The organism is Intrasporangium sp. Soil_C_50 (assembly GCF_057656595.1).
Map to the genome: position 1 here is coordinate 38,785 of NZ_JBDGKB010000020.1, position 21,702 is coordinate 60,486.

General features: G+C 73.2%; 21 protein-coding genes and 2 tRNA genes. 10 read left to right on the plus strand and 13 right to left on the minus strand.

The features are described 5' to 3' along the window. Positions 1-18: 18 nt before the first annotated feature. Both AC3A5R_RS22405 and AC3A5R_RS22410 read right to left on the minus strand, forming a co-directional pair. Complete coding sequence (locus tag AC3A5R_RS22405; RefSeq protein WP_487622984.1) at positions 19-318, minus strand: DUF2087 domain-containing protein; 300 nt, start codon at positions 316-318, stop codon at positions 19-21. Positions 319-363: 45 nt separating this feature from the next. Beyond that, positions 364-437, minus strand: a tRNA-Gly gene (locus tag AC3A5R_RS22410). 108 nt (positions 438-545) lie between these two features. Between AC3A5R_RS22410 and AC3A5R_RS22415 the strand changes: the two genes are divergently transcribed. Then, positions 546-619, plus strand: a tRNA-Pro gene (locus AC3A5R_RS22415). A 235-nt stretch (positions 620-854) separates the two neighbouring features. Here AC3A5R_RS22415 and trmB read toward each other — a convergent pair. The 4 genes from trmB to AC3A5R_RS22435 all read right to left on the minus strand — a co-directional run bounded on the left by trmB (position 855) and on the right by AC3A5R_RS22435 (position 4,000). Further along, the gene (trmB, locus tag AC3A5R_RS22420; protein ID WP_487622985.1) at positions 855-1,622 is read right to left on the minus strand and encodes a tRNA (guanosine(46)-N7)-methyltransferase TrmB; all 768 of its coding nucleotides are present in this window, start codon (positions 1,620-1,622) and stop codon (positions 855-857) included. 81 nt (positions 1,623-1,703) lie between these two features. Beyond that, positions 1,704-2,819: a PP2C family protein-serine/threonine phosphatase gene (locus AC3A5R_RS22425; RefSeq protein WP_487622986.1), complete on the minus strand. Its 1,116-nt coding sequence runs from the start codon at positions 2,817-2,819 to the stop codon at positions 1,704-1,706. A 45-nt stretch (positions 2,820-2,864) separates the two neighbouring features. Next, a complete protein-coding gene (locus AC3A5R_RS22430; protein ID WP_487622987.1) occupies positions 2,865-3,347 on the minus strand; it encodes a ribose-5-phosphate isomerase in 483 nt (160 codons plus the stop codon). Between the two features lie 65 nt (positions 3,348-3,412). After that, the gene (locus tag AC3A5R_RS22435) at positions 3,413-4,000 is read right to left on the minus strand and encodes a mycothiol-dependent nitroreductase Rv2466c family protein (protein ID WP_323099835.1); all 588 of its coding nucleotides are present in this window, start codon (positions 3,998-4,000) and stop codon (positions 3,413-3,415) included. A 248-nt stretch (positions 4,001-4,248) separates the two neighbouring features. Between AC3A5R_RS22435 and pepN the strand changes: the two genes are divergently transcribed. The 4 genes from pepN to AC3A5R_RS22455 all read left to right on the plus strand — a co-directional run bounded on the left by pepN (position 4,249) and on the right by AC3A5R_RS22455 (position 9,112). Beyond that, positions 4,249-6,810 (plus strand): aminopeptidase N, encoded by a 2,562-nt coding sequence (gene pepN, locus AC3A5R_RS22440; protein ID WP_487622988.1) that lies wholly within the window; start codon positions 4,249-4,251, stop codon positions 6,808-6,810. 260 nt (positions 6,811-7,070) lie between these two features. Next, entirely contained in the window at positions 7,071-7,976 is a 906-nt protein-coding gene (locus AC3A5R_RS22445; RefSeq protein WP_487622989.1) for a mechanosensitive ion channel family protein, read from the plus strand. A gap of 33 nt (positions 7,977-8,009) precedes the next feature. Next, positions 8,010-8,396 (plus strand): globin, encoded by a 387-nt coding sequence (locus AC3A5R_RS22450; protein ID WP_487622990.1) that lies wholly within the window; start codon positions 8,010-8,012, stop codon positions 8,394-8,396. Between the two features lie 56 nt (positions 8,397-8,452). Further along, positions 8,453-9,112, plus strand: a complete 660-nt coding sequence (locus tag AC3A5R_RS22455; protein WP_487622991.1) for a hypothetical protein — start codon at positions 8,453-8,455, stop codon at positions 9,110-9,112. 14 nt (positions 9,113-9,126) lie between these two features. On the opposite strand, the gene AC3A5R_RS22460 is transcribed toward AC3A5R_RS22455, so the two are convergent. Continuing rightward, on the minus strand, positions 9,127-9,525 hold the full coding sequence (locus tag AC3A5R_RS22460; protein ID WP_487622992.1) for an NUDIX hydrolase: 399 nt from the start codon (positions 9,523-9,525) through the stop codon (positions 9,127-9,129). Then, a complete protein-coding gene (locus AC3A5R_RS22465; protein WP_487622993.1) occupies positions 9,522-10,742 on the minus strand; it encodes an FAD-dependent monooxygenase in 1,221 nt (406 codons plus the stop codon). The genes AC3A5R_RS22460 and AC3A5R_RS22465 overlap by 4 nt, the downstream gene beginning before the upstream one ends. A gap of 55 nt (positions 10,743-10,797) precedes the next feature. On the opposite strand from AC3A5R_RS22465, the gene AC3A5R_RS22470 reads away from it, so the two are divergent. Then, complete coding sequence (locus tag AC3A5R_RS22470) at positions 10,798-11,271, plus strand: MarR family winged helix-turn-helix transcriptional regulator (RefSeq protein ID WP_487622994.1); 474 nt, start codon at positions 10,798-10,800, stop codon at positions 11,269-11,271. Between the two features lie 41 nt (positions 11,272-11,312). Here AC3A5R_RS22470 and AC3A5R_RS22475 read toward each other — a convergent pair whose 3' ends face one another. Continuing rightward, the gene (locus tag AC3A5R_RS22475; RefSeq protein WP_487622995.1) at positions 11,313-12,161 is read right to left on the minus strand and encodes an LLM class flavin-dependent oxidoreductase; all 849 of its coding nucleotides are present in this window, start codon (positions 12,159-12,161) and stop codon (positions 11,313-11,315) included. Positions 12,162-12,303: 142 nt separating this feature from the next. Between AC3A5R_RS22475 and AC3A5R_RS22480 the strand changes: the two genes are divergently transcribed. Both AC3A5R_RS22480 and AC3A5R_RS22485 read left to right on the plus strand, forming a co-directional pair. Then, on the plus strand, positions 12,304-14,103 hold the full coding sequence (locus AC3A5R_RS22480; RefSeq protein WP_487622996.1) for a glycoside hydrolase family 13 protein: 1,800 nt from the start codon (positions 12,304-12,306) through the stop codon (positions 14,101-14,103). A 102-nt stretch (positions 14,104-14,205) separates the two neighbouring features. Beyond that, complete coding sequence (locus AC3A5R_RS22485; protein WP_487622997.1) at positions 14,206-15,006, plus strand: glycerophosphodiester phosphodiesterase family protein; 801 nt, start codon at positions 14,206-14,208, stop codon at positions 15,004-15,006. A gap of 57 nt (positions 15,007-15,063) precedes the next feature. On the opposite strand, the gene AC3A5R_RS22490 is transcribed toward AC3A5R_RS22485, so the two are convergent. Together AC3A5R_RS22490 and AC3A5R_RS22495 are read right to left on the minus strand one after the other, a co-directional pair. After that, positions 15,064-15,723 (minus strand): DUF8185 domain-containing protein, encoded by a 660-nt coding sequence (locus tag AC3A5R_RS22490; protein WP_487622998.1) that lies wholly within the window; start codon positions 15,721-15,723, stop codon positions 15,064-15,066. A 10-nt stretch (positions 15,724-15,733) separates the two neighbouring features. After that, on the minus strand, positions 15,734-16,237 hold the full coding sequence (locus tag AC3A5R_RS22495; RefSeq protein ID WP_487622999.1) for an acyl-CoA thioesterase: 504 nt from the start codon (positions 16,235-16,237) through the stop codon (positions 15,734-15,736). 109 nt (positions 16,238-16,346) lie between these two features. On the opposite strand from AC3A5R_RS22495, the gene AC3A5R_RS22500 reads away from it, so the two are divergent. Next, a complete protein-coding gene (locus AC3A5R_RS22500; protein ID WP_487623000.1) occupies positions 16,347-18,524 on the plus strand; it encodes a RecQ family ATP-dependent DNA helicase in 2,178 nt (725 codons plus the stop codon). 52 nt (positions 18,525-18,576) lie between these two features. Next, the gene (locus AC3A5R_RS22505) at positions 18,577-19,530 is read left to right on the plus strand and encodes an acyl-CoA thioesterase (RefSeq protein WP_487623001.1); all 954 of its coding nucleotides are present in this window, start codon (positions 18,577-18,579) and stop codon (positions 19,528-19,530) included. A 39-nt stretch (positions 19,531-19,569) separates the two neighbouring features. Here the strand turns inward: AC3A5R_RS22505 and AC3A5R_RS22510 are convergent, their stop codons facing one another. Together AC3A5R_RS22510 and treZ are read right to left on the minus strand one after the other, a co-directional pair. Continuing rightward, the gene (locus AC3A5R_RS22510) at positions 19,570-19,779 is read right to left on the minus strand and encodes a dodecin (protein ID WP_487623002.1); all 210 of its coding nucleotides are present in this window, start codon (positions 19,777-19,779) and stop codon (positions 19,570-19,572) included. A 98-nt stretch (positions 19,780-19,877) separates the two neighbouring features. Then, the gene (treZ, locus tag AC3A5R_RS22515) at positions 19,878-21,701 is read right to left on the minus strand and encodes a malto-oligosyltrehalose trehalohydrolase (RefSeq protein ID WP_487623003.1); all 1,824 of its coding nucleotides are present in this window, start codon (positions 21,699-21,701) and stop codon (positions 19,878-19,880) included. Position 21,702 lies beyond the last annotated feature (1 nt).

Here is a 21,702-nt window from a genome sequence, read left to right on the forward strand (position 1 = left end):
CGCGCCACTGCCGACGCGTCACGCGGTGACGGTGCCGCCGCTGCGCCAGTAGTAGCCCTCGGCCCGGTCGAGGAAGCCCTCCTCGACGAGGTAGCGGCGCAGGGCCGCGACGTCGGGGTGGTAGGCCCGGAGCGTGTTGTTGACCTCGGTCTCCTCGTAACGGCGACCGGGCTCGAACTGCTGGGCGAGCAGGTCGAGCACGACGAGTCGCTTGCGGATCTTCGTCGGGATGGCGGTCAACGAGCCGTCGGGTGCGAGGAAGGCACGCAGGACGGCGTCGCGGTCGCGGAGGGCGTCCTGGAGGTCGGGGCGGAACACGCGTCAACCGTAGGAGTCGCGCCCGGGGCGGTGCCACTGGCTTTCTGGAGCGGGCGACGAGAATCGAACTCGCGTAATCAGTTTGGAAGACTGAGGCTCTACCATTGAGCTACGCCCGCAGGAGCGCTGGTCGATGCCTGCGATCCGAGGCGCTAGCCTACTGGTTCGCGCCCCGTCCGCCGAATTCGACCCGTTGCCAGCGGGTTCGTCGCGTCCGCGGGCGCGAACGGGGCATGGCGCAGCTTGGTAGCGCGTCCGCTTTGGGAGCGGAAGGTCGCAGGTTCAAATCCTGTTGCCCCGACATCACGAAAGGCCCGGCTGAAGCGACTCCGTCGCGTTCAGCCGGGCCTTTCGCTCGTCGGGGCACGAGGATGCCGGGAGGCCGAACCGCCGCGGCGAGGAACGAGCCGCGGCGGAGAGGCCGGCGTCCTGTTGCCCCCGTCCTCATCGAGACTCGTGCTGGCAGGACCGAAGCCACCCGAGCCGGCCCTGAGCCCACAGCGGGCCTCGAGCAGGTGCGCAAGCACCGACCCGGCTCAGGCGGAAGCCAGCGGGAGCAGGTCGAGGCGCAGCTCGTTGATCGTGCGGCCGGCGCGCAGGCCCTTGGCCTCGAACCCGTCGCCGGGTCGCCACGCGGGGCGCTCGACGCGTCGGGCGGTGAAGCGCGGGTGGTTTGCGACCTCCTCGAGCACGTGCTCGGCGTAGAAGTCCTGGTCGGTGGCGACGAGGACGTGGCCACCGGGCCTGAGGACGCGGGCGAGCAGGTCGAGGTTGGTCGGGCTGACGAAGCGCCGCTTGGTGTGCTTCGTCTTGCGCCACGGGTCGGGAAAGAAGAGGTGGACGGCATCGAGGACGGCGTCACTGACGCGCTCCTCGAGGAAGACGACCGCGTCGCCGACCTCGACGCGGAGGTTGGGCACGCCGGCCGTCTCGGCGTCGGCGAGCATGCGGGCGATGCCGGGGGTGTGCACGTCCATCGCGAGCAGGTCGTGCTCGGGGTGCGTGGCGGCGTAGGCGATGGCGGCGTGCCCGTGGCCGCACCCGATCTCGAGGACGACGGGGGCGAGGCGTCCGAACGCGACGGTGGGGTCGAACGGGCCGGGTGGCAGTGCCCGCGCGGGGGCCAGCGTCTCCATCCGCTCGAGCGTCAGCGTCGACAGACGCCCACGGCGCACGAAGCTGCGCACGCGGGCCGGGCTGACGCCCTCGGGCAGGTCGGGCACGTCGTGCGCCTTGCGGCGCGCGGCGGGCACCGACGCGTCGGCCGCGTCGGCGGGGGTCTGGTCGTCGGGCTGCTCGTCCACGCGGGCATCGTAGTGAGGGCGCTGCCCCACGCCCGAACCCGCCGACCCGCGCGGACGGGGTGGCACCGCCCGCCGGACGCGTCAGGTGCGCCAGATGGTGACGACGGCGCGGTCGTCGCCCAGGCCCGCGGCGGCCTGGTCGCAGAGGCGCTGGGCCAGGCCCTCGAACCCGGTGCGGATGAACGACTCGGCCCGGCCGAGCATCCGGTCGATGCCGTCGACGAGCGCCTTGTCGCGAGCCTCGATGACACCGTCGCTGTAGAGGACGAGGGCGTCGCCCCGGCGCATCGTGCCGCTCTCGCGCGGGTAGCGCGCCTCCTCGATGACACCGAGGAGCGGGCCGCGTCCACCGGTCAGCATCCGCCAACGGCCCGAGCCGGCCGCGAACTGCGCGGCGGCGGGGTGACCGGCGTAGCCGATGGTGAAGTTGCCGCTCTCGAGGTCGACGGCGACGTGGACCGCGGTGGCGAAACCCTCGGCCCAGCGCAGCCGGAGCAGGTGGTTGTTCGCCGAGTGGAGGAACCCGTCCTCCTCCGTCTCACCGAGCAGGCCTCCCAAGGCCCCGGACAGCAGCAGCGAGCGGGTGCCGGCCTCGCGGCCCTTTCCGGACACGTCGACGAGCGCGACCTCGAGCGTGCGTCCGTCGGTGGACCGGCTCGCGACGACGAAGTCACCGGCGAAGCCGTCACCGTAGGCGGACTCGAGGGCCACCTCGGCCTGCCACGTCGGCGGCAGCTCGGGCAGCTCGCCCTGGGCCCGCAGCCGGTCGCGCATGTCGACGAGCATCGACTCGCCGCTGACCCCGACGACGCCGACCTGGGCGCGGGCGTGCGAGAGCCACAGCATGAGCAGCATCGTGGCGACGGTGACGATCTGGGATCCGGTCGGGGAGCCCTTGATCTCGCTCAGGTACACCCCGAGGATCGACATGGCCAGGAAGAGCCAGATGAAGACGACGAGGAGGAACCGCGGCTCGAGGAAGAGGCCCGCGGCGACGACGAGGAAGCAGTAGATGCTCCACGGCACGGCCAGCGGCCACTGGTAGATGGCCGCCGTTCCGATGATGCCCAGCGTCAGGAAGAGGCCGACGACGACCCAGGGCGCGCGCGACAGCCACGGGCCGAGATGGCTCAGGCGTCGGAGGGGTCCGGCAGCGTAGCCCGAACGGCGAGAGACGATGCTCTCGTTGGTCGCCACGTGCCTCCCTTGCTGGGCTGGAGGGGAGCCGGCCCGGGCGCCCAGTCAGGACGCGTCCGAGTCCGGCAGCGCCGGCAAGTCCCCCGTGTTCTCGTACGCGGAAACCATACCTAGACGACGGGCGTGGCGCTCCCCATCTGAGAAGTTCGTCCCGATGAAGGTGTCGACGATGGCAATGGCGTCCGGCACCGGTGTGAACCGCGCACCGATGGACACGACCTGCGCGTCGTTGTGCTCGCGGGCCAGGCTCGCGATCTCCGTCGAGTAGGCGAGCGCCGCCCGGATCCCACTCACCTTGTTCGCCGCGATCTGCTCGCCGTTGCCCGAGCCGCCGAGGACGACGCCGAGCGAGCCCGCCTCGGCGGCAACGGCCTCCGCGGCCCGCAGGACGAAGACCGGGTAGTCGTCCAGGGCGTCGAAGGAGAACGGGCCGTGGTCGACCACGTCGTGGCCGGCCTCGCGCAGGTGGGTCAGGAGGGCCTGGTGCAGGTCGAAGGCCGCGTGGTCGCCGCCGATGTGGATGCGCATGTCCGTCCTTGGGTGCGTCGGGGTCTGTCGGGGTGGGTGTGCCGGGGTGGGCGTGTCGGAACCGGTCAGTCGAGGATCGGGCCGAGCGTACGGGTGCGCTTCAGCTCGAAGAAGCCGGGCGTCGAGGCGACGAGCACGCAGCCGTCCCACAGGCGGAGCGCGTCCTCGCCCTTGGGGGCCGGCGTGACGACGGGCCCGAAGAAGGCGACGCCCGCGACCGAGATGATCGGGGTGCCGACCTCGGTGCCGACGAGGCTGATGCCGCGCTTGTGGCTGCGGTGCAGCGCGGCGTCGAACTTCTTGTGGTGGGCCTCCTTGGCGAGCGCCGCAGGCAGGCCGACCTCGTCGAGGGACTCGCGGATGACGGCGTCGAAGTCGCTCATCTTCCGCAGGTGGATGCGGGTGCCCATCGCGTCGTAGAGCGGCTTGATGACGCGGTCGCCGTGCGCCTCGGCGGCGGCGATGATGACGCGAACGGGGCCCCAGGCCTCGTCCATGCGCGCCCGGTAGGCGGCGTCGAGGTCGTGGCGGTGCTCGTTGAGGACGGCGAGGCTCATGACCGACCAGGTCACCCGGAGGTCGCGCAGGCGCTCGACCTCCATGAGCCAGCGCGACGTCATCCACGCCCACGGGCAGATCGGGTCGAACCACATCTCGACCGCCTGGTCCCCGCCGCCGTCGGCGTCCGGCCGGGTCGTCGAGGGGAGGGGTGCAGGGGTCGCCGCCGTCATGGTGGACATCCTCGCACCCGCCCGAGAACGCCTGCACCGGCCCTCGACGAGCCGTATCGCAGTGGCGGTGCGGGGGTGGTCCCGTGCGAGGATGTCCGGGCGACGAGGCCGTCCGACCGGTCCCGCCTGCGTCGCACGCCACGCACTTTCCGTCCCCAGGAGGTCCCTTCGTGCCCGGCAAGAACCTGACCCGCGAGGAGGCGGCGGCCCGGGCCGCGGTCCTGCGGGTCGACAGCTACGACGTCCGTCTCGACCTCACCACTGGCCCCGAGACGTTCCGCACGGTCACGACGGCACGGTTCGCCTGCTCCGAGCCCGGCACCGACACGTTCATCGACCTCATCGCGGACTCGGTCGAGCGCGTCACCCTCAACGGCGCCGACCTCGACGCGGCGGCCCTCTTCGCCGACTCGCGCGTCGCGCTGCCCGGCCTCGCCGCCGACAACGAGCTGACCATCGAGGCCACGGGCCGGTACACGAACACCGGTGAGGGCCTGCACCGGTTCGTCGACCCGGTCGACAACGAGGTGTACCTCTACACCCAGTTCGAGGTGCCCGACTCGCGCCGCATGTACGCGGTCTTCGAGCAGCCCGACCTCAAGGCCGCCTTCGCGTTCACCGTCACGGCGCCCGCGCACTGGAAGATCATCTCGAACTCCCCGACGCCGCAGCCCGAGCCGGCAGGTGTCGCCGACGGCGTCGAGAAGGCCACGTGGTCCTTCGCACCGACCCCGCGCATCTCCTCGTACATCACCGCGCTCATCGCCGGCCCGTACGACGAGGTCCGGGACGAGGTGCAGACCCGACGCGGCACCGTGCCCCTCGGCGTGTTCTGCCGCAAGTCGCTGACGCAGCACCTGGACGCCGACAACATCTTCGACTGCACGAAGAAGGGGTTCGCGTTCTTCGAGTCGGAGTTCGACCAGGCCTACCCGTTCGAGAAGTACGACCAGGTCTTCACGCCCGAGTACAACATGGGCGCGATGGAGAACGCCGGGGCGGTGACGTTCACCGAGGTCTACGTCTTCCGCTCCAAGGTGAGCGAGGCCAAGATCGAGCGCCGCGCCCTGACGATCCTGCACGAGCTGGCCCACATGTGGTTCGGCAACCTCGTGACGATGAAGTGGTGGGACGACCTCTGGCTCAACGAGTCGTTCGCCGAGTGGGCCTCGACGACGTGCCAGGCGGAGGCCACCGAGTGGAGCAGCGCCTGGACGACGTTCGGCACGGCCGAGAAGGCCTGGGCGTACACGCAGGACCAGCTCTCCTCGACCCACCCCATCGCTGCCGACATGCGCCACCTCGAGGACGTCGAGGTGAACTTCGACGGCATCACCTACGCCAAGGGCGCCTCCGTTCTCAAGCAGCTCGTCGCCTACGTCGGCCGCGAGCCGTTCGTCGCCGCGCTGCGCGAGTACTTCCGCAAGCACGCGTGGGGCAACACGACCCTCTCGGACCTCCTCGGCGAGCTCGAGACCGCGTCGGGTCGCGAGCTGACCGAGTGGAGCAAGCTGTGGCTCGAGACGGCCGGCGTCAACACGCTGCGCCCGTCGTTCGACGTCGACGCCGACGGCCGCTACACGCGCTTCGCCGTCGAGCAGACCGCCGCCGACGAGTACCCGACGCTGCGGCCGCACCGCCTCGGGATCGGCCTGTACTCGGTGCAGGGCGACGACCTCGTCCGCACGGCCTACCACGAGGTCGACGTCGCCGGTGAGCGCACGGACATCGCCGAGCTCGTCGGGGCCGCGCAGCCGGACCTGCTGCTGCTCAACGACGACGACCTCGCCTACGCCAAGATCCGCCTCGACGAGCGCTCGCTCGCCACGGCGCTGGCGCACCCGCGCGGCTTCCAGGACTCCCTCCCCCGCTCGCTCGTGCTCGGCGCGACGTGGGACATGACGCGCGACGCCGAGATGTCGGCGCGCGACTTCGTGCGCTTCGTCCTCGAGACCCTCCCGGGCGAGAGCGACTCGACGCTGCTGCGCGTCCTGCTCGGCCAGATCGTCCAGTCCGCGCGCCTCTACGTCGCGCCGGAGCACCGGGCCGACACCTCGGCGCTGCTCAGCAGCTCGCTGCGGGCCCTGGCCGAGTCGGCCGAGCCGGGCAGCGACGCGCAGTTCCAGCTCGTCGAGGGGTGGGCCAACACGACGGCCGACGCCTCCGACGCCGACCGCTTCCGGGCGCTGCTCGCCGGCGAGGAGTCGCTGTCGGGCCTGACGGTCGACACCGAGCTGCGCTGGACGTTCACCCGTGCCCTGGCCGCCCTCGGCGTCGTCACCGACGCCGAGCTCGAGGCCGAGCTGGACCGCGACCCGACGGCCACCGGCAAGGAGCGGCACGCCGAGGCACTGGCCTCGCGCCCGACCGCCGAGGCCAAGGCCGACGCGTGGGCCAAGGCCGTCGAGCAGAACGTCCTGTCCAACCAGATGGTCGAGGCCGTGTCCGCGGGCTTCCGTCGGAGCACCGACCTGTCGCTGCTCGAGCCGTACGTCGCGAAGTACCACGAGATGCTCGTCGACGCGTGGGCCGCGCGCAGCGTCGCCATCGGCGAGCGCGTCGTCGGCGGGTTCTACCCGTTCGCGATCGCCAACACCGAGCTGCTCGAGGCCTCGGACGCCTGGCTGAACGCCCACCCCGACGCCCAGGCCGGCCTCGTGCGCACCGTCGCCGAGAACCGCGACACGATCGCCCGCGCCCTGCGCGCGCAGGAGGCGGACCGCCGGGCCTGACGCGCCCGGCGCCCGAGCGCCCGAGCGCCCGTCCGGCCCCTCCCGGGGGCCGGTCGGGCGCTCTCCCGCTTCCCCCGCCCGGTCGCCCGGCCCCGCCGTCTGCGACCATCGAGACGACGCTCCGGCGTTGCCGCAGCATCCCTCCACCTGCCCCCGAAAGCACCGACCGAGAGCCTGTGACTGACGCACTCACGACCCTGACCCCGCCATCCACGGCGACACCACACCTGCCCGGAACGGAGGGAGCGTTGGAGCTCTCGATGCCCCAGCTCACCTGGTCGGAGGTCGGCGACTGGCTCGTCGGCACTCCCCTGCTCATCATCCTGACGATCGCCCTCGGGATCGTCGTGCGATGGCTCGTGCACCGCCTCATCAACCGGGTCGTCGCGACGGCCGCGTCCAAGCGGGCCGAGCGGCTCGCCGGCCTCCTCGGCAACAACCGACGCACCCCCAGCTCACTGGGTGCCGCGAACGTCCGCCACGTGCAGCGCACCCAGACGATGGGAGCCCTGCTCAAGAGCATCACGACGTTCGTCGTCTTCGGCCTGACGGGACTGACCGTGCTGTCTCTCGTCGGCATCCCGCTGGCGCCGCTGCTCACCTCGGCCGGTGTCGGCGGCGTCGCGCTCGCCTTCGGCGCCCAGAGCCTCGTCAAGGACTTCCTGTCCGGCGTCTTCATGATCATCGAGGACCAGTACGGCGTCGGCGACGTCGTCGACACGGGCGAGGCCGTCGGCACGGTGGAGAACGTGTCGCTGCGGATCACCCAGCTGCGCGATGCGCAGGGCATGACCTGGTACGTCCGCAACGGCGAGATCATCCGCATCGGCAACAAGACGCAGGGCTGGTCGACCGCCATGGTCGACATCCCCATCGCCTACGACCAGGACGTCGAGAAGGCCATCGGCGTCATCCGCGAGGTCGTCTCGGTCATGGACGACGACGAGCGGTGGCGGGACATCCTGCTCGAGGAGCCGAACGTCGTCGGCGTCGAGTCGATGTCGGCCGGCGTCATCACGATCCGGGTCCTGGCCAAGACCGTGGCCAACGAGCAGTTCGCCATCCAGCGCGAGATCCGCGAGCAGGTCAAGGGCGCCCTCGACCGCGCCGGCATCAAGAGCCCGTCACCGGCCCTGCCGCCCTACGGCGGCGGCAAGCCGCTCTGATCGGCTCGCGACCCACCTGAGAGACTGACGCGCGTGACGTACTACGAGGACTTCGGCGGCCACGAGACCTTCGCCAAGCTCGTCCACGAGTTCTACCGCGGCGTGGCGCAGGACGAGCCCCTGCGCGCCCTCTACCCCGAGGACGAGCTCGGCCCGGCCGAGGAGCGCCTGCGGATGTTCTTCGAGCAGTACTGGGGCGGCCCGACGACCTACTCGGAGCAGCGCGGTCACCCGCGCCTGCGCATGCGGCACATGCCCTTCACCGTCACGCCCGACATGCGCGACCGCTGGCTGCTGCACATGATGAACGCCGTCGACACCCTCGACCTCGCCCCCGAGCACGACGACCTGCTGCGCGACTACCTGACGCGTGCCGCGTACTCCCTCGTCAACGCCCCGGGCCCCGACGGCACGTTCTGACCCCCCGGCCCCCGACGGCACGTACGCTCGACTCACCGCACCTCCAGGAGGCTGACATGGTCGAGCTGAACCGCACTGCCGTCGGGGTCGCCACCGCCGGTGCCGCGGCGCTGGCCATCGGCTTCGGCGTCGCCGCCGTGGCGCGTGCCGACGCCCCGGGGGCCGCGTCGGGCACCGGTGCCATGGTTGCCCCCGCAGCGGCGACCCCCACGGGCACCGCAACCGGCCACGGCAACGGCAACGGCAACGGGAACGGCCACGCGTTCGGCAAGGGCAAGGATCACCGGCCGGGCGGTCCGGGGCTCGGCCGGGGCATGGGCCTCGGGCGCCTCGGTGGCGACCTGTCCGGTCTGGCCGCCCGGCTCGGCGTCACCGAGCAAGCCCTGCGCGACGCCATGAAGAGCGCCCGCGACGACCTGCGCGCCGCCCGGCCCAAGCCCACGACGCCTCCCACGGCGCCGCCGTCCACGACCCAGCGACAGGCAGCCCTGGACGCGTACACGGCAGCGCTGGCCAAGCGGCTCGGCATGGACGTCACGAAGGTGCGTGCCGCGGTCGCCGCCGGGCAGGCCGCCCGTCAGGCCGACCGGCAGAAGGCCTTCGACGACCGGCTCGCCCAAGCGGTCAAGGACGGGAAGCTGACCCGGGCCGAGGCGGACGCCGTCAAGAAGGCGGCTGCCGCGGGCGTCATCGACATGGACGACGGCCCGCACTGACCCGCCCGGCGGCCCTAGAGGGCGCGCAGGGCCGGGACGACGTGATTCTGCAGCAGCGGCGCGAGGTCCTCGGGCAGGTCGCCGGCGAGGTCGAGCCAGCGCTGCTCGGCGATCTCCGCGCGCGGCTCGGGCCGGTCGGCCGGGTCGAGAGGCGCCACGTACACCGTCGCGTCGACCCACGAGTCGGGCTCGTTGGCCGCGACGTCGTGGAACCGCCCGAGCGGCGTGCCGGTGCCGAGCGGCAGGACGAGCCCGACCTCCTCGCTGACCTCGCGCAGGGCGGCCTCGTACGGCGACTCGCCCGGGTCGATCTTGCCGCCCGGCAGCATGAACCGGCTCGAGCCGGCCTTGCGCACCGTGAGCAGGTGCCCGTCGCGCAGGAGGCAGAAGGCGGCGGTGACATAGGTCGTCATGGCCTCGACGCTAGCGGTGGGGTGCCCGCCTGCTCCCACGGCACCCGGTAGCCGGTCATCCAGGCGCCGGCGCGCTCGGTGGCGAGGTACCGGAACACGACACGCAGCGCGAAGTCGCGCAGGCCACGCCCGACGCGTCCGGGAACCTTCGCGCTGCTGCTGCGGGCCCCCGCGGCGACGATCCGCTCGACGCGTCGGCGCCGGGCCTGCTCGTACCCGTCGAGGGCGTCGTCCGGGTCCGCATGGTCGCGCAGGCTCGTGGCGAGGACGACGGCGTCCTCGAAAGCCATCGAGGCCCCCTGGCCCGAGCTCGGGGCCGGCGCGTGGACGGCGTCGCCGACGAGGATGACGCGTCCGCGGCGCCAGCCCGCGACATGGTGCAGGTCGTGGGTGTTGTCGGCCCACAGCTCGAGCCGGCCGGCGCGAACGAGCGCGGAGGCGGGCCCGGCGTCGGCGTCGAGGAGGTCGGCCAGGTGCGCGCGCCACTGCTCGGGCGTCGCCGTGGCGCGTTCCTCCGGGGTGATCGGCGGCCGGGGCTCGTTGACGAACCAGACGACCTCGCCTGCCGGTGTGGGGTGGGCGCCGAAGAAGCACCGGGCCCCGAAGACGAAGTACCAGGCCCGCTCGGGCAGCTCCTCTGCCAGGGACGAGGCGGATGCGGCGTCCGTGATGCCGCCGAAGTTCGTCAGGCCGACGTAGCGAGCGGCCGCAGCGTCGGGGTCGATGGCCCGGCGCACGACGGAGTGGACGCCGTCGGCGCCGACGAGCAGGTCCGCGGTGAGCGTGCTGCCGTCGGCGAGACGCACCTGCACGGCCCCGGCCGTGTCGACCACGTCCACCACCCGGGTGCCATGGCGCACCTCGATCCCTCGGGCTGCTGCCTCGTCGGCGAGGGCGAGCGCCAGGCGGGACCTCTTGAGGGTCAGGCCGACCCGGCCGTCGTCGAGCGGCACCCCGAGCGAGAGGGAGCCGAGGTGCCGGCCGGTGCTGCCGACGATCTCGTGGCCGTCCGTGGCGAAGCCGAGCGGCTCGACGACCTCCCGCAGGTGGAGCACGTCCACGGCGTGCAGGCCGTTCGGGGCGAGGGTGAGGTAGGAGCCCTTCTCGCCGTCACCGCGCGGCCAGGCCTCGAGGACGACGGGTTCGATGCCGACCCGGTGCAGGGCCAGGGCGGTGGCGGGGCCGGCGATGCCGCCTCCGACGACGAGTGCACGCATCTTGCTAACCTTTCTTACGAGGACCAAATGATTTGATTTTCGAAAGGTAGGTGCGGTGAGCCCGTCCCGTCAACCCGCCCGCGACGACCTCGTCGAGGCCCTCGGCTCGGCGATGCAGCAGTACCAGCGCTCGGTGCAGGCCTTCGACGACGCCGTCGGCCGGCTCCTCGACCTCGGACCGAGCGACCTGCGCTGCCTCGACTGGCTCGTCGACGGCCCGAAGACGGCCGGGCAGCTGAGCACGGCCACCGGCCTGCGCCCCGCCGCGACGACGGCCCTGGTCGACCGGCTGGCCAAGCGCGGGCTCGTGCGCCGACGCCGTTCGGAGGCCGACCGCCGGACCGTCCTCGTCGAGATGACGGAGCAGGGCAACGCGCTGACGTGGCAGGCCTACGGACCGCTCGTCGCCGCGGGCCGGCCGATGCTCGACGAGCTCTCCCCCGAGCAGCTCGCCTTCATGACCGACTACCTGCACCGCATCACCGCCCTGACCGACGACCAGCGCGAGCACCTGGGCCGGCGCGACTGACCCGGCCTCACGGGCCGTCAGTGCGAGCGTGAGCGCGGACGTCAGCGGTGCGGCGGCCCGGCGTCGACGCGTCGGCGCAGCTCGGCCACGCCGTCGGGCCCGGCCGGCACGTCCCACCAGCTCTCGACCCACCACGTGGCACCCGCGTCGGCCCACGCCGCAGGCTCGGCCGGCTCGAGCGTGGCGAAGTCACCCCACGAGTCGGCCTCGACGACGACGTCGTAGCCCTCCCACGCCAGCCCGAGCTCGGCCCGGAGCCGTCGGACCGGGTCGACGACGGCGGCGAAGGCCTCGACGGTCTTCGGCTCACCGTCGGGCGGGTGCACGGCTGGGATCAGGCCCTGCCAGCGCGCCGCCCGCTCCAGCGAGCGCTGCCGCCCACCGCCCGGCGCCGGGGCGCCGACGACCCACACCGGTGGGTGCGGCCGTTGGGGCGTCAGCGCCGGCTTCGGGAAGTCGTAGGGCACGGCGCGGTAGAACTCCCCCTCGTACGTGAGGTCGCCGCCGCGCGTCAGCCCGGAATACACGTCGAGGCACTCGTCGAGCTTGCGGGCCCGCACGCCGCGGCCCTCGTCGGCCTCGAAGGCCGTCCACCCCGGGTGCAGGGCGCCGAGCCCGACCGACAGGAACGCGCGGCCGCCGCTCAGCCGGTCGACGGTGCCGACATCGGTGGCGAGGTCCCACGGGCGGTAGCGCGAGGCGGGCGTCAGCAAGGTGCCGAGCCGGATGCGCTCGGTGGCCACGGCAGTGGCGCCGAGCAGGACCCACGCGTCGGTGCCGAAGAGCGCCTCCCACGTGAGGACGGCGTCCCAGCCGCGCTCCTCCCCGAGCCGCGCGAGCTCGACGAACTCGTGCTCGGTGGTGAACGGGACGACGAAGCCGTAGCGCATGGACCCTGCCTACCACCGGGTCCCGACACCGGGTCCCGACACCGGGTCCGGGCACCGGGCAGGCTCGGAATCAGGAGACGGCATGCAAGATCTTGCAATTCTTGCTTTGAGTTTCGGTCCTGATGCGGAACGATGGTGGCCCGTGACGCGATCAGCAACCCAGACCCTCACGACCGGCACCGCGGCGGACGTCCGCGAGGCGCCCAGCCCGATCCACGCCGCCGACCGCCCCGACGCGGCGTGGTGGCGCCAGGCCGTGATCTACCAGATCTACCCGCGCTCGTGGGCCGACGCCGACGGCGACGGCATCGGCGACCTGCCGGGCATCACCGCCCGCCTCGAGCACCTGAGCGCCCTCGGCGTCGACGCGATCTGGCTCTCGCCCTTCTACACCTCGCCGCAGGCCGACGCGGGCTACGACGTCGCCGACTACCGCGACGTCGACCCCATCTTCGGCACGCTCGCCGACGCCGACGCCATGATCGCGCGCGCCCACGAGCTCGGCCTCAAGGTCATCGTCGACATGGTGCCCAACCACTCCTCCGACGAGCACGTCTGGTTCCAGGCCGCCCTCGCGGCGGGCCCCGGCTCGGCCGAGCGCGAGCGCTACATGTTCCGCGAGGGACGCGGCGAGCACGGCGAGCTGCCCCCGAACAACTGGGAGTCCGTCTTCGGCGGCGCCGCGTGGACCCGCATCACGGAGGCCGACGGCCGCCCAGGCCAGTGGTACCTGCACCTCTTCGACCCCAAGCAGCCCGACTTCAACTGGGAGCACCCGCAGGTGCGTGCCGAGTTCGAGTCGATCCTACGCTTCTGGCTCGACCGCGGCGTCGACGGCTTCCGCGTCGACGTCGCGCACGGCCTCATCAAGGAGCAGGGGCTGCCCGACACCGAGGAGGAGCGCACCGTCATGCTCGGCCACGCCGAGCACGACGACGACGCCACGCCGGCGGTCGCCCAGCCCGAGGACGCCCCGCGCATCGACCACACCAAGCGCAGCCCGATGTGGGACCAGGACGGCGTCCACGAGGTCTACCGCGCCTGGCGCCGGATCCTCGAGTCCTACGGCACGCCCGACCGCATCCTCTGCGCCGAGGCGTGGGTCGAGCCGCAGGAGCGCGCCGTCAAGTACGTCCGCCCCGACGAGATGCACCAGGCCTTCAACTTCGACTTCCTCACGTCCTCGTGGGTGGCCGAGGACCTGCGTGCCGTGATCACGTCGTCGCTGCACGCCGCCGACTCGGTGGGTGCGCCCTCGACGTGGGTGCTGTCCAACCACGACGTCGTGCGGCACGCGTCGCGCCTCGGCTTCGCGCCCGGCACGCCGCGGATGAACGGCATCTCGGCGACCGACCCGCAGCCCGACCGTGCGCTCGGCCTGCGCCGAGCCCGCGCGGCGACGACCCTGATGCTCGCGCTGCCCGGCGGCGCCTACGTCTACCAGGGCGAGGAGCTCGGCCTGCCCGACTCCACCGACATGCCCGCAGCGTTCCGCCAGGACCCGACGTTCGCGCGGACCAACGGCGCCGAGACCGGCCGCGACGGTTGCCGCGTGCCGATCCCGTGGGTCGCGGGCGCCCCGAGCCTCGGCTTCGGTCCGTCCGACGCGACGTGGCTGCCGCAGCCGGCCGTCTACGACGAGTACGCCGTCGACCGCCAGACCGGCGTGCCCGGCTCGACGCTCGAGCTGTACCGGTCGCTTCTCGCCGCGCGTCGCCGCCTGTCGCTCGGCACCGGCTCGCTCACGTGGGTCGAGGGCTACGGCCCGGACGTCGTCGCGCTGACCAACGGCGCCGAGGACCGCGAGCGCGTCCTCGTCGTGGCGAACCTCGGCACCGAACCGGTCGAGCTGCCCGAGGGCGTCGACGTGCTCGTCACGTCGGGCCCGCTCGAGGGCGGCCTCGTGCCGACGGACACCACGGTCTGGGCCCTCTGGGCCTGAGCCACCCACCTCGCACGAGGGCGCTCCCGGCCACCGGGGGCGCCCTCGTCGCGTGACGGGCAGTCGGTGACGGGGGCCGCGGCGAGCGCCTAGTCTCGCGACATGACCGTGCCGGCACCGCGTCCCCGCCCCTACCTCGCCCGGACGCCGGTGGCCCTCGCACACCGCGGCGGCGCACTGTACCGGCCGAACATCGGCCTCGAGAACACGATGACGGCGTTCGGCAACGCCGTGGCCCTCGGCTACACCCACCTCGAGACCGACGTGCACCTGACGAGGGACGGCCGGCTCGTCGCCTTCCACGACACCCGCCTCGACCGGGTCACCGACCGGGCCGGGCTCATCCACGACCTCACGTGGGACGAGGTGCGCGCGGCCACGCTCGGCCAGGGCGAGCACGTGCCGCTGCTCACCGAGGTGCTCGACGCGTGGCCCGAGGTCAACCTCAACATCGACCTCAAGGCTGCGGGCACCGCTCCCGTCCTGTGGCAGATCGTCGAGGAGCGCGGCCTGCACGACCGGGTGTGCGTGGGGTCGTTCTCGCAGCGCAACATCGCGCAGTTCCGACGTCTGGCGCGCGGTCGCGTCACGACGGCCGCGGCACCGGTGGGGGCGGCCGTCACCCGCTACGGGCCGCGGTGGCTCGCCCGGTGGCTGCACTCCCCCGCCGAGGTGTTCCAGGTGCCGGCCTCGTTCCCGGTCCGCGGCCGCGTCGTCGAGGTGGTGACGCCCGGCTTCGTCGCCGCCGCCCACGCCGCGGGCAAGCAGGTGCACGTGTGGACCATCGACGACCCCGGGCAGATGCACCAGCTGCTCGACCTCGGCGTCGACGGCCTCGTCAGCGACCGCATCGACGTGCTCAAGCAGGTGCTCGTCCAGCGGGGTGGCTGGACGGGGCGCTGACGCGTCAGGGGCGGGTCAGGCGTCGGCGCGTGCCGACGCGTCCGGCGTGCCGACGCGTCAACGCACGAGGACGTGCCCGCGGGAGGTCGACAGACGCGTCCAGCGTCCGTTCGTCGACACCGACGCCTCCGCCCCCGGCGCCGTGAAGCCGAGGACGTGCGCCCCGAAGGCGAGGCCGGCCGCGACGGGCGGCACCGAGTCGGTCATGGCGCCCCACACCCGACGCCGCAGCGCCGTGACGGCGTGACCGCCGGCGCCGTCGGGCGTGCCCTGCGCGATCTGCGAGATCCCCTCGCGCGCAACGGCGTCGACGGTCTCCGACGCGAGCCGGCCGACCGGCTCCCAGCCGTCGCGTGGCGGGGTGAGGCCGCTCCACGACGCGCGGACCGTCGTCGGCGGGACGGCGAGGACGCTCGAGCCGTTCGAGGGGTCGTGACGGGCCCGGCGGTCGGCGAGCGAGGCGAACGACACGGTGGCGTCGACGTCCCCGTCCGTGCCCTCGGGGCGCACCGGCGCGACGCGCAGCCCGAGCACCGTGCCCTCGCCGAGCAGGCCGGTGCCCTCGAGCACGGCGACGGTGACGAGCACGACGCCGCCGACGACCTGGAGCCGCACCGCCCCGTCGGGGTTGGCCCGGCGGGCGCGGCCGAGGAAGGTGTCGAGGTCGGCGAGGGCACGGGGGTCGCCGAGGTCGACGTGCTGGGTCGAGGCGCTCATCTCCGCCACCTCACCGACGACGCCGGAACGGGGCCGGCCCGCCGCGGTGGGCCTGCAGGGCGGCGCGCTCCTCGGGCCGCATCCGGCGGGGTGAGGCGGAGGCGAAGTCGTAGAGCGCCAGCTCGGTCTCGGCCACGGCGTAGACGACCTCGGCACCACGGGTCTCGGTGCCTTCCGGGTCGATGCCCTCGGGGTCGGTGACGATGTAGGCGACGTCGAAGCCAGCGCCGCCCACGCGCGAGACCCACAGCCGGATCTCGACCGGTGCGTGCCGGAACCCGAGCGGCCGGCGGTACTCGATCTCGTGGCGCGCGACGAGCACGCCCTCGTCGAGGAGCGACTTGTCGCCGGCCCCGCTGGCGTCGAACCAGTCGCGGAACGCGATGACGCGGGCGTCCTCGAGCAGGCGGAGGAACTGGACGTTGTTGATGTGGGCGTAGGCGTCCATGTCGGACCAGCGCAGCGCGACGTGGGCGGCGTAGGGGGTGTGCGCGTCGGTCGTCCCATCGGTCATGCTGCCCATCCTCGCAGCCCGTCCACATCCCCCGCCCGGGCGCCCATGTCCGTCCACACGGCCGGTGGCCATGGTGGTCGCGTCGGCGCCGGCACGTAGGTTGGGGCGCATGTCCCGCATGTCCGCGACCCCTGCCGCCGAGCCCGCGACGACCCACCCGACCGGCATCTCCGACGCCCCGGTGGACGACGCGCTCCGGGCCCGGGCCACCGAAGCGCTGCGCCGGCTCGTGGGCCGCCCCGACGCCGACTTCCGCGACGGCCAGCTCGAAGCCATCGCCGAGCTCGTCGAGGGGCGCCGCAGGGTCCTCGTCGTCCAGCGCACCGGGTGGGGCAAGTCGGCGGTGTACTTCGTCGCCACCGCCCTGCGGCGCGCCGAGGGGGCCGGCCCCACCGTCATCGTCAGCCCGCTGCTGGCGCTGATGCGCGACCAGATCGGCGCCGCCCAGCGGGCCGGGATCCGGGCCGTCACCCTCAACTCGACGAACGCCGACGAGTGGGGCGAGGTGTCGGGGGCGCTGGCCCGCGGTGAGGTCGACGTGCTGCTCGTCAGCCCCGAACGGCTCAACAACCCGCGCTTCCGCGACGAGCAGCTGCCGCACCTCGCGCGCACGTGCGGCCTCCTCGTCGTCGACGAGGCACACTGCGTCAGCGACTGGGGCCACGACTTCCGGCCCGACTACCGCCGCATCCGCGACCTGCTCACGACCCTGCCCGAGCGCACCCCCGTGCTCGCCACGACGGCCACGGCCAACGCCCGCGTCGTCACCGACGTCGTCGAGCAGCTCGGCGCCGGCGGTCGCGACGTGCTGACGCTGCGCGGCCCGCTCGCCCGTGCCTCGCTGCGCCTCGGCGTCCTGCCGCTCGCCGCGCCCGAGCAGCGGCTGGCCTGGCTCATCGCCCACCTCGGCGAGCTGCCCGGCTCCGGCATCGTCTACGCACTCACCGTGGCCGCGGCCGAGGACGTCGCCGCCGCGCTGCGCGAGGCGGGCCACGAGGTCGCCGCGTACACCGGGCGCACCGAGCCGGCGGAGCGCATCCGGCTCGAGGAGGCGCTCCGCGACAACTCGGTCAAGGCGCTCGTGGCCACCTCGGCCCTGGGGATGGGGTTCGACAAGCCCGACCTCGGCTTCGTGCTGCACCTCGGTGCGCCGTCCTCCCCTGTCGCGTACTACCAGCAGGTCGGCCGTGCGGGGCGTGCCACCGACCGGGCCGACGTCCTGCTCATGCCCGGCCCCGAGGACAAGGACATCTGGCGCTACTTCGCCTCGGCGTCGATGCCCCGCCAGGACCAGGCCGACGCCGTGCTGCGCGCCCTGTCCGAGTCGGCCAAGCCGCTGTCCACCGTCGCCCTCGAGGCCGTCGTCGACGTGCGCCGCACCCGGCTCGAGCTGCTCCTCAAGGTGCTCGACGTCGACGGCGCCGTGCAGCGCGTCCCCGGGGGCTGGACCGCCACCGGCGAGCCGTGGGCCTACGACGAGGAGCGCTACGGCCGTGTCACCGAGGCCCGCGAGCGCGAGCAGCAGCTCATGGTCGACTACGAGCGCACCGACGGCTGCCGCATGGCGTTCCTGCAGACCTGCCTCGACGACGACACCGCGGAGCCGTGCGGGCGGTGCGACGGCTGCGTGGGCCCGTGGTTCGATGCCACGATCCCCGACGCCGCGGTCAACACCGCGCGGTCCCGGCTCGACCGCCCCGGCGTCGCCCTCGAACCGCGGGCCCAGTGGCCCTCCGGGATGGACCGCCTCGGCGTGCCGCTGCGCGGCCGGATCACCGCCGAGGTCGCGATGACCGAGGGCCGCGCCGTGGCGAGGCTCAGCGACCTCGGCTGGGGCCAGCGCCTGCGCGAGCTGCTCCGCGGCGAGGACCGCGAGCTGCCACCGGAGGTCCTGCGCGCCTGCGTCGACGTGCTCGCGAGCTGGGGCTGGAGCCAGCGCCCGGTCGCCGTCGTGTCGGTGCCCTCGCGGCGCCGGCCGCGGCTCGTCGAGTCGCTCGCCACCGGCGTCAGCGACCTGGGCCGTCTGCCCTACCTCGGCTCGCTCGACCTCGCGGAGGGCGGCCCGGTGGGCGACCCGGGTGGCAACAGCGCCTTCCGCCTCGCCAATGTGTGGGGCCGGCTCGTCGTCGGTCCTGACCTCGCGGGTCGCCTGGCCGGCGCGCCGGGCCCGGTGCTGCTCGTCGACGACGTCGCCGACTCCCGGTGGACCCTGACCGTGTGCGCCGGCCTGATCCGGGAGGCCGGGGCCCCGGGGGTCCTGCCGCTCGCGCTCGCCCTCGAGGCGTGACCTCGGCCCCAGGGCGGCCACGGCGCTGCCCCGGGCTGGGTAGGGTCGGCTCGTGACCGACGAGATCACCGTGCTGCCCCCCATCGAAGACCTCATCGACGTCCTGACCCTCAAGGACGTCGGGACCGCCCACATCGCCGTCACGGACGTCGCCGGGCGAGACGCCGCCGAGTCCATCGGTGCGACGTCGGCGCGCGTCTTCGAGGGCCGCAGCCAGAAGATGCCGCACGGGCGCGTCTTCGGCGGCCAGGTGCTGGCCCAGTGCGTCATGGCCGCCGGCACGACGGTCCGCGAGGTCGACGAGGACGGCCCCAGGCCGATCCACTCGCTGCACGGCTACTTCATGCGACCGGGCGACGACACGCTGCCGATCCGCTTCGCCGTCGAGGAGATGCGCGACGGCCGCTCGTTCTCGACACGGCGGGTGCACGCGGTCCAGAAGGGCGCCCCGATCATGTCGATGACGTGCTCCTTCCAGGAGCGCGCAGGCGGCCTCGACCATCAGGACCCGATGCCTCGGGTGGCCGGTCCCGACGGGCTCACCTCGCTCGCCGAGGCGTTCCGCGGCATCGACCATCCGGGGGCCCGCCACCTCGCCGAGGCACGCCCCATCGAGCTGCGGCCCGTCGAGAGCAACATGTTCCTCGACGCCGGGAGCGAGCAGGTTGCGACGAACCACGTGTGGATGCGCGCGATCGGCCGGCTGCCCGACGACCCGCTGCTGCACGCGGCCGTGCTCGCGTACTCGAGCGACTACTCGCTGCTCGAACCCGTGCTGCGCCGCCACGGCCTCGTGTGGACCGACCGCCGGCTGCGCGTCGCGAGCCTCGACCACTCGATGTGGTTCCACCGCGACGCCCGCGCCGACGACTGGCTGCTCTACGCCCAGGCCTCGCCCTCGGCGATCAGCGGCCGAGGCCTGGCGATCGGCCAGATCTACGCCCAGGACGGCGCCCTCGTCGCGACGACGGCCCAAGAGGGCATGGTCCGCGTCAAGGAGGACTGACGCCCAGCGGCAGCTGAGGGCGTGGGTCGGTCCGGTGGTTCAGTCCTCGAGCCGGAACCCGAGCTTGACCGTGACCTGCCAGTGGGCGACGGCACCGTCGGCGAGCTGGCCGCGGATGTCGGTCACCTCGAACCAGTCGAGGTTGCGCACCGTCGAGCTGGCCTTGGCCACGGCGTTGCCGACGGCGGCCTCGATGCCATCGGGGGACGATCCGACGACCTCGGAGATCGAGTACACGTGGTTGGCCATGGCTTCTCGATTCGCTCAGGGCACCCCGGGCTCTCCGAGCCGCCTCGCACCAACGTAGACCCGTCGGTGCCGTTCGGGTGCCCCGACGGGCTCGTCCGTCAGAGGGCCCGGACGACCGCGACGTCGTGCCCCTCGAGGCGCAGGCCGCCGGTGACCTTCTCCGGGTGCCGACCCCACGAGGCGAGCACCTCGTCGAGGTCCTCGGTGAGCGGCACGACCTGGGGCTGCTCGGCCAGGTTCGCGACGACGCGCAGGCCGCCGCGCGAGAGGACGAACCACGCGGCGTCCTCGTCGAAGCGCGCGCTCGAGGCGCGCAGGTCGCCCGAGGCGATGTCGGGCTCGGCGCGGCGCACCTCGACGAGACGCCGGTAGAAGGCGAGCATCTCGACATGCCCGGGAGCGTCGACCTCCGACCACTTCAGCACGCTCGCGTCGCGGGTGGCGGGGTCCTGCGGGTCGGGTACGTCGGCCTCCTCCCAGCCGTGCGCCGCGAACTCGCCCCGGCGACCGGTGCGCACCGCGTCTGCGAGCCACTCCTCCTCGAACGAGGTGAAGAACGCGAACGGCGTGCCGGCGCGCCACTCCTCCCCCATGAAGAGCATCGCCGTGAACGGCGAGAGGAGGTACAGGGCCGCCCCGATGGCCTGCTGTCCCGGCGTCACCGTCGCGCCGATGCGGTCGCCGACCGCGCGGTTGCCCACCTGGTCGTGGGTCTGCAGGTAGGCGACGAAGCGGTGACCCGAAGTCGTGGCGGGGTCGATCGGACGGCCCCACCGGGCTCCGCGGAAGGTGGACACGCGCCCGTCGTGCAGGAAGGCCTGCGTCAGCACCTTGGCGAGGACGGAGAGCCGTCCGCCGTCAGGCCAGGCCTCGGTGCCCCCGGCGAAGTCGGCGTAATACCCCTGCGTCTCACCGGTGAGCGTGACGTGCAGGGCGTGGTGCACGTCGTCGTCCCACTGCGCCGTCATGCCGCGCCCGCCGTCGGGGGTCGGCGTGACCATGACCGGGTCGTTGAGGTCGCTCTCGGCCACGAGGTCGAGACTGCGATCGAGCTGCTGTGCGAGAGAGGCGGTCTCGTCGGACAGCTGGGCCAGCACGTGGCGGTCGGAGGAGTCGCGCAGCTCGTGCACGGCGTCGAGGCGCAAGGCGTCGACGTGGAAGTCGCGGAACCAGCGCAGGGCGTTGTCGACGACCCACCGCCGCACCTCGGGTGAGCCGTCGCCGTCGAGGTTGACCGCCGGCCCCCACGGCGTCGTGTGGGCATCGGTGAAGTAGGGGCCGAACTCGGCCAGGTAGTTGCCGGTGGGCCCGAGGTGGTTGTAGACGACGTCGAGGCAGACCCCGAGCCCGCGCGCATGGCAGGCGTCGACGAACCGCTGCAAGGCGGCGGGACCGCCGTAGGCGTCCTGCACGGCGTAGGGCTGGACGCCGTCGTAGCCCCAGCCGTGTGTACCGCCGAAGGCGGCGACGGGCATGACCTCGACGACGTCGACGCCGAGCTCGACGAGGTGGTCGAGGTGGGCCTGCGCCCCGTCGAACGTGCCCTCCGGGGTGAAGGTCCCGACGTGCAGCTCGTACACGACGCCCCCGGCGACGCCCTGCCCGTCGCGGGGGCCGCGCCAGTCGGCGTCCCCCCACGCGTGCGCCGAGGCGTCGAAGGTGCGGCTCGGCCCGTGGACGCCGTGCGGCTGCCAGGCGCTGCGCGGGTCCGGACGCGGGTCGCCGCCATCCAGACTGACGGCGTAGTCGAGCGACGGCGCGTCGGAGAGTGCTCCGGTCGGCGACCACGACCACCACCCGCCGGCCCCACTCGACATCGGCACGCGCGCGACGGCGGCCGAGCCGTCGTCGGAGGAGGGTGCGACGACGAGCTCGGCGCTCGAGGCGTCGGGCGCCCAGACGCGGATCTCCCGGTGTGTCATG

What these genes read in the sequence shown, in the direction of transcription:
- AC3A5R_RS22430 (WP_487622987.1), bottom strand. Translation starts at nt 3,347, where the DNA reads ATGCGCATCCACATCGGCGGCGACCACGCGGCCTTCGACCTGCACCAG.
- AC3A5R_RS22435 (WP_323099835.1), bottom strand. Translation starts at nt 4,000, where the DNA reads ATGTGGTTCGACCCGATCTGCCCGTGGGCGTGGATGACGTCGCGCTGG.
- AC3A5R_RS22445 (WP_487622989.1), top strand. Translation starts at nt 7,071, where the DNA reads ATGCCCCAGCTCACCTGGTCGGAGGTCGGCGACTGGCTCGTCGGCACT.
- AC3A5R_RS22455 (WP_487622991.1), top strand. Translation starts at nt 8,453, where the DNA reads ATGGTCGAGCTGAACCGCACTGCCGTCGGGGTCGCCACCGCCGGTGCC.
- AC3A5R_RS22460 (WP_487622992.1), bottom strand. Translation starts at nt 9,525, where the DNA reads ATGACGACCTATGTCACCGCCGCCTTCTGCCTCCTGCGCGACGGGCAC.
- AC3A5R_RS22465 (WP_487622993.1), bottom strand. Translation starts at nt 10,742, where the DNA reads ATGCGTGCACTCGTCGTCGGAGGCGGCATCGCCGGCCCCGCCACCGCC.
- AC3A5R_RS22475 (WP_487622995.1), bottom strand. Translation starts at nt 12,161, where the DNA reads ATGCGCTACGGCTTCGTCGTCCCGTTCACCACCGAGCACGAGTTCGTC.
- AC3A5R_RS22485 (WP_487622997.1), top strand. Translation starts at nt 14,206, where the DNA reads ATGACCGTGCCGGCACCGCGTCCCCGCCCCTACCTCGCCCGGACGCCG.
- AC3A5R_RS22490 (WP_487622998.1), bottom strand. Translation starts at nt 15,723, where the DNA reads ATGAGCGCCTCGACCCAGCACGTCGACCTCGGCGACCCCCGTGCCCTC.
- AC3A5R_RS22495 (WP_487622999.1), bottom strand. Translation starts at nt 16,237, where the DNA reads ATGACCGATGGGACGACCGACGCGCACACCCCCTACGCCGCCCACGTC.
- AC3A5R_RS22500 (WP_487623000.1), top strand. Translation starts at nt 16,347, where the DNA reads ATGTCCCGCATGTCCGCGACCCCTGCCGCCGAGCCCGCGACGACCCAC.
- AC3A5R_RS22510 (WP_487623002.1), bottom strand. Translation starts at nt 19,779, where the DNA reads ATGGCCAACCACGTGTACTCGATCTCCGAGGTCGTCGGATCGTCCCCC.
- treZ (WP_487623003.1), bottom strand. Translation starts at nt 21,701, where the DNA reads ATGACACACCGGGAGATCCGCGTCTGGGCGCCCGACGCCTCGAGCGCC.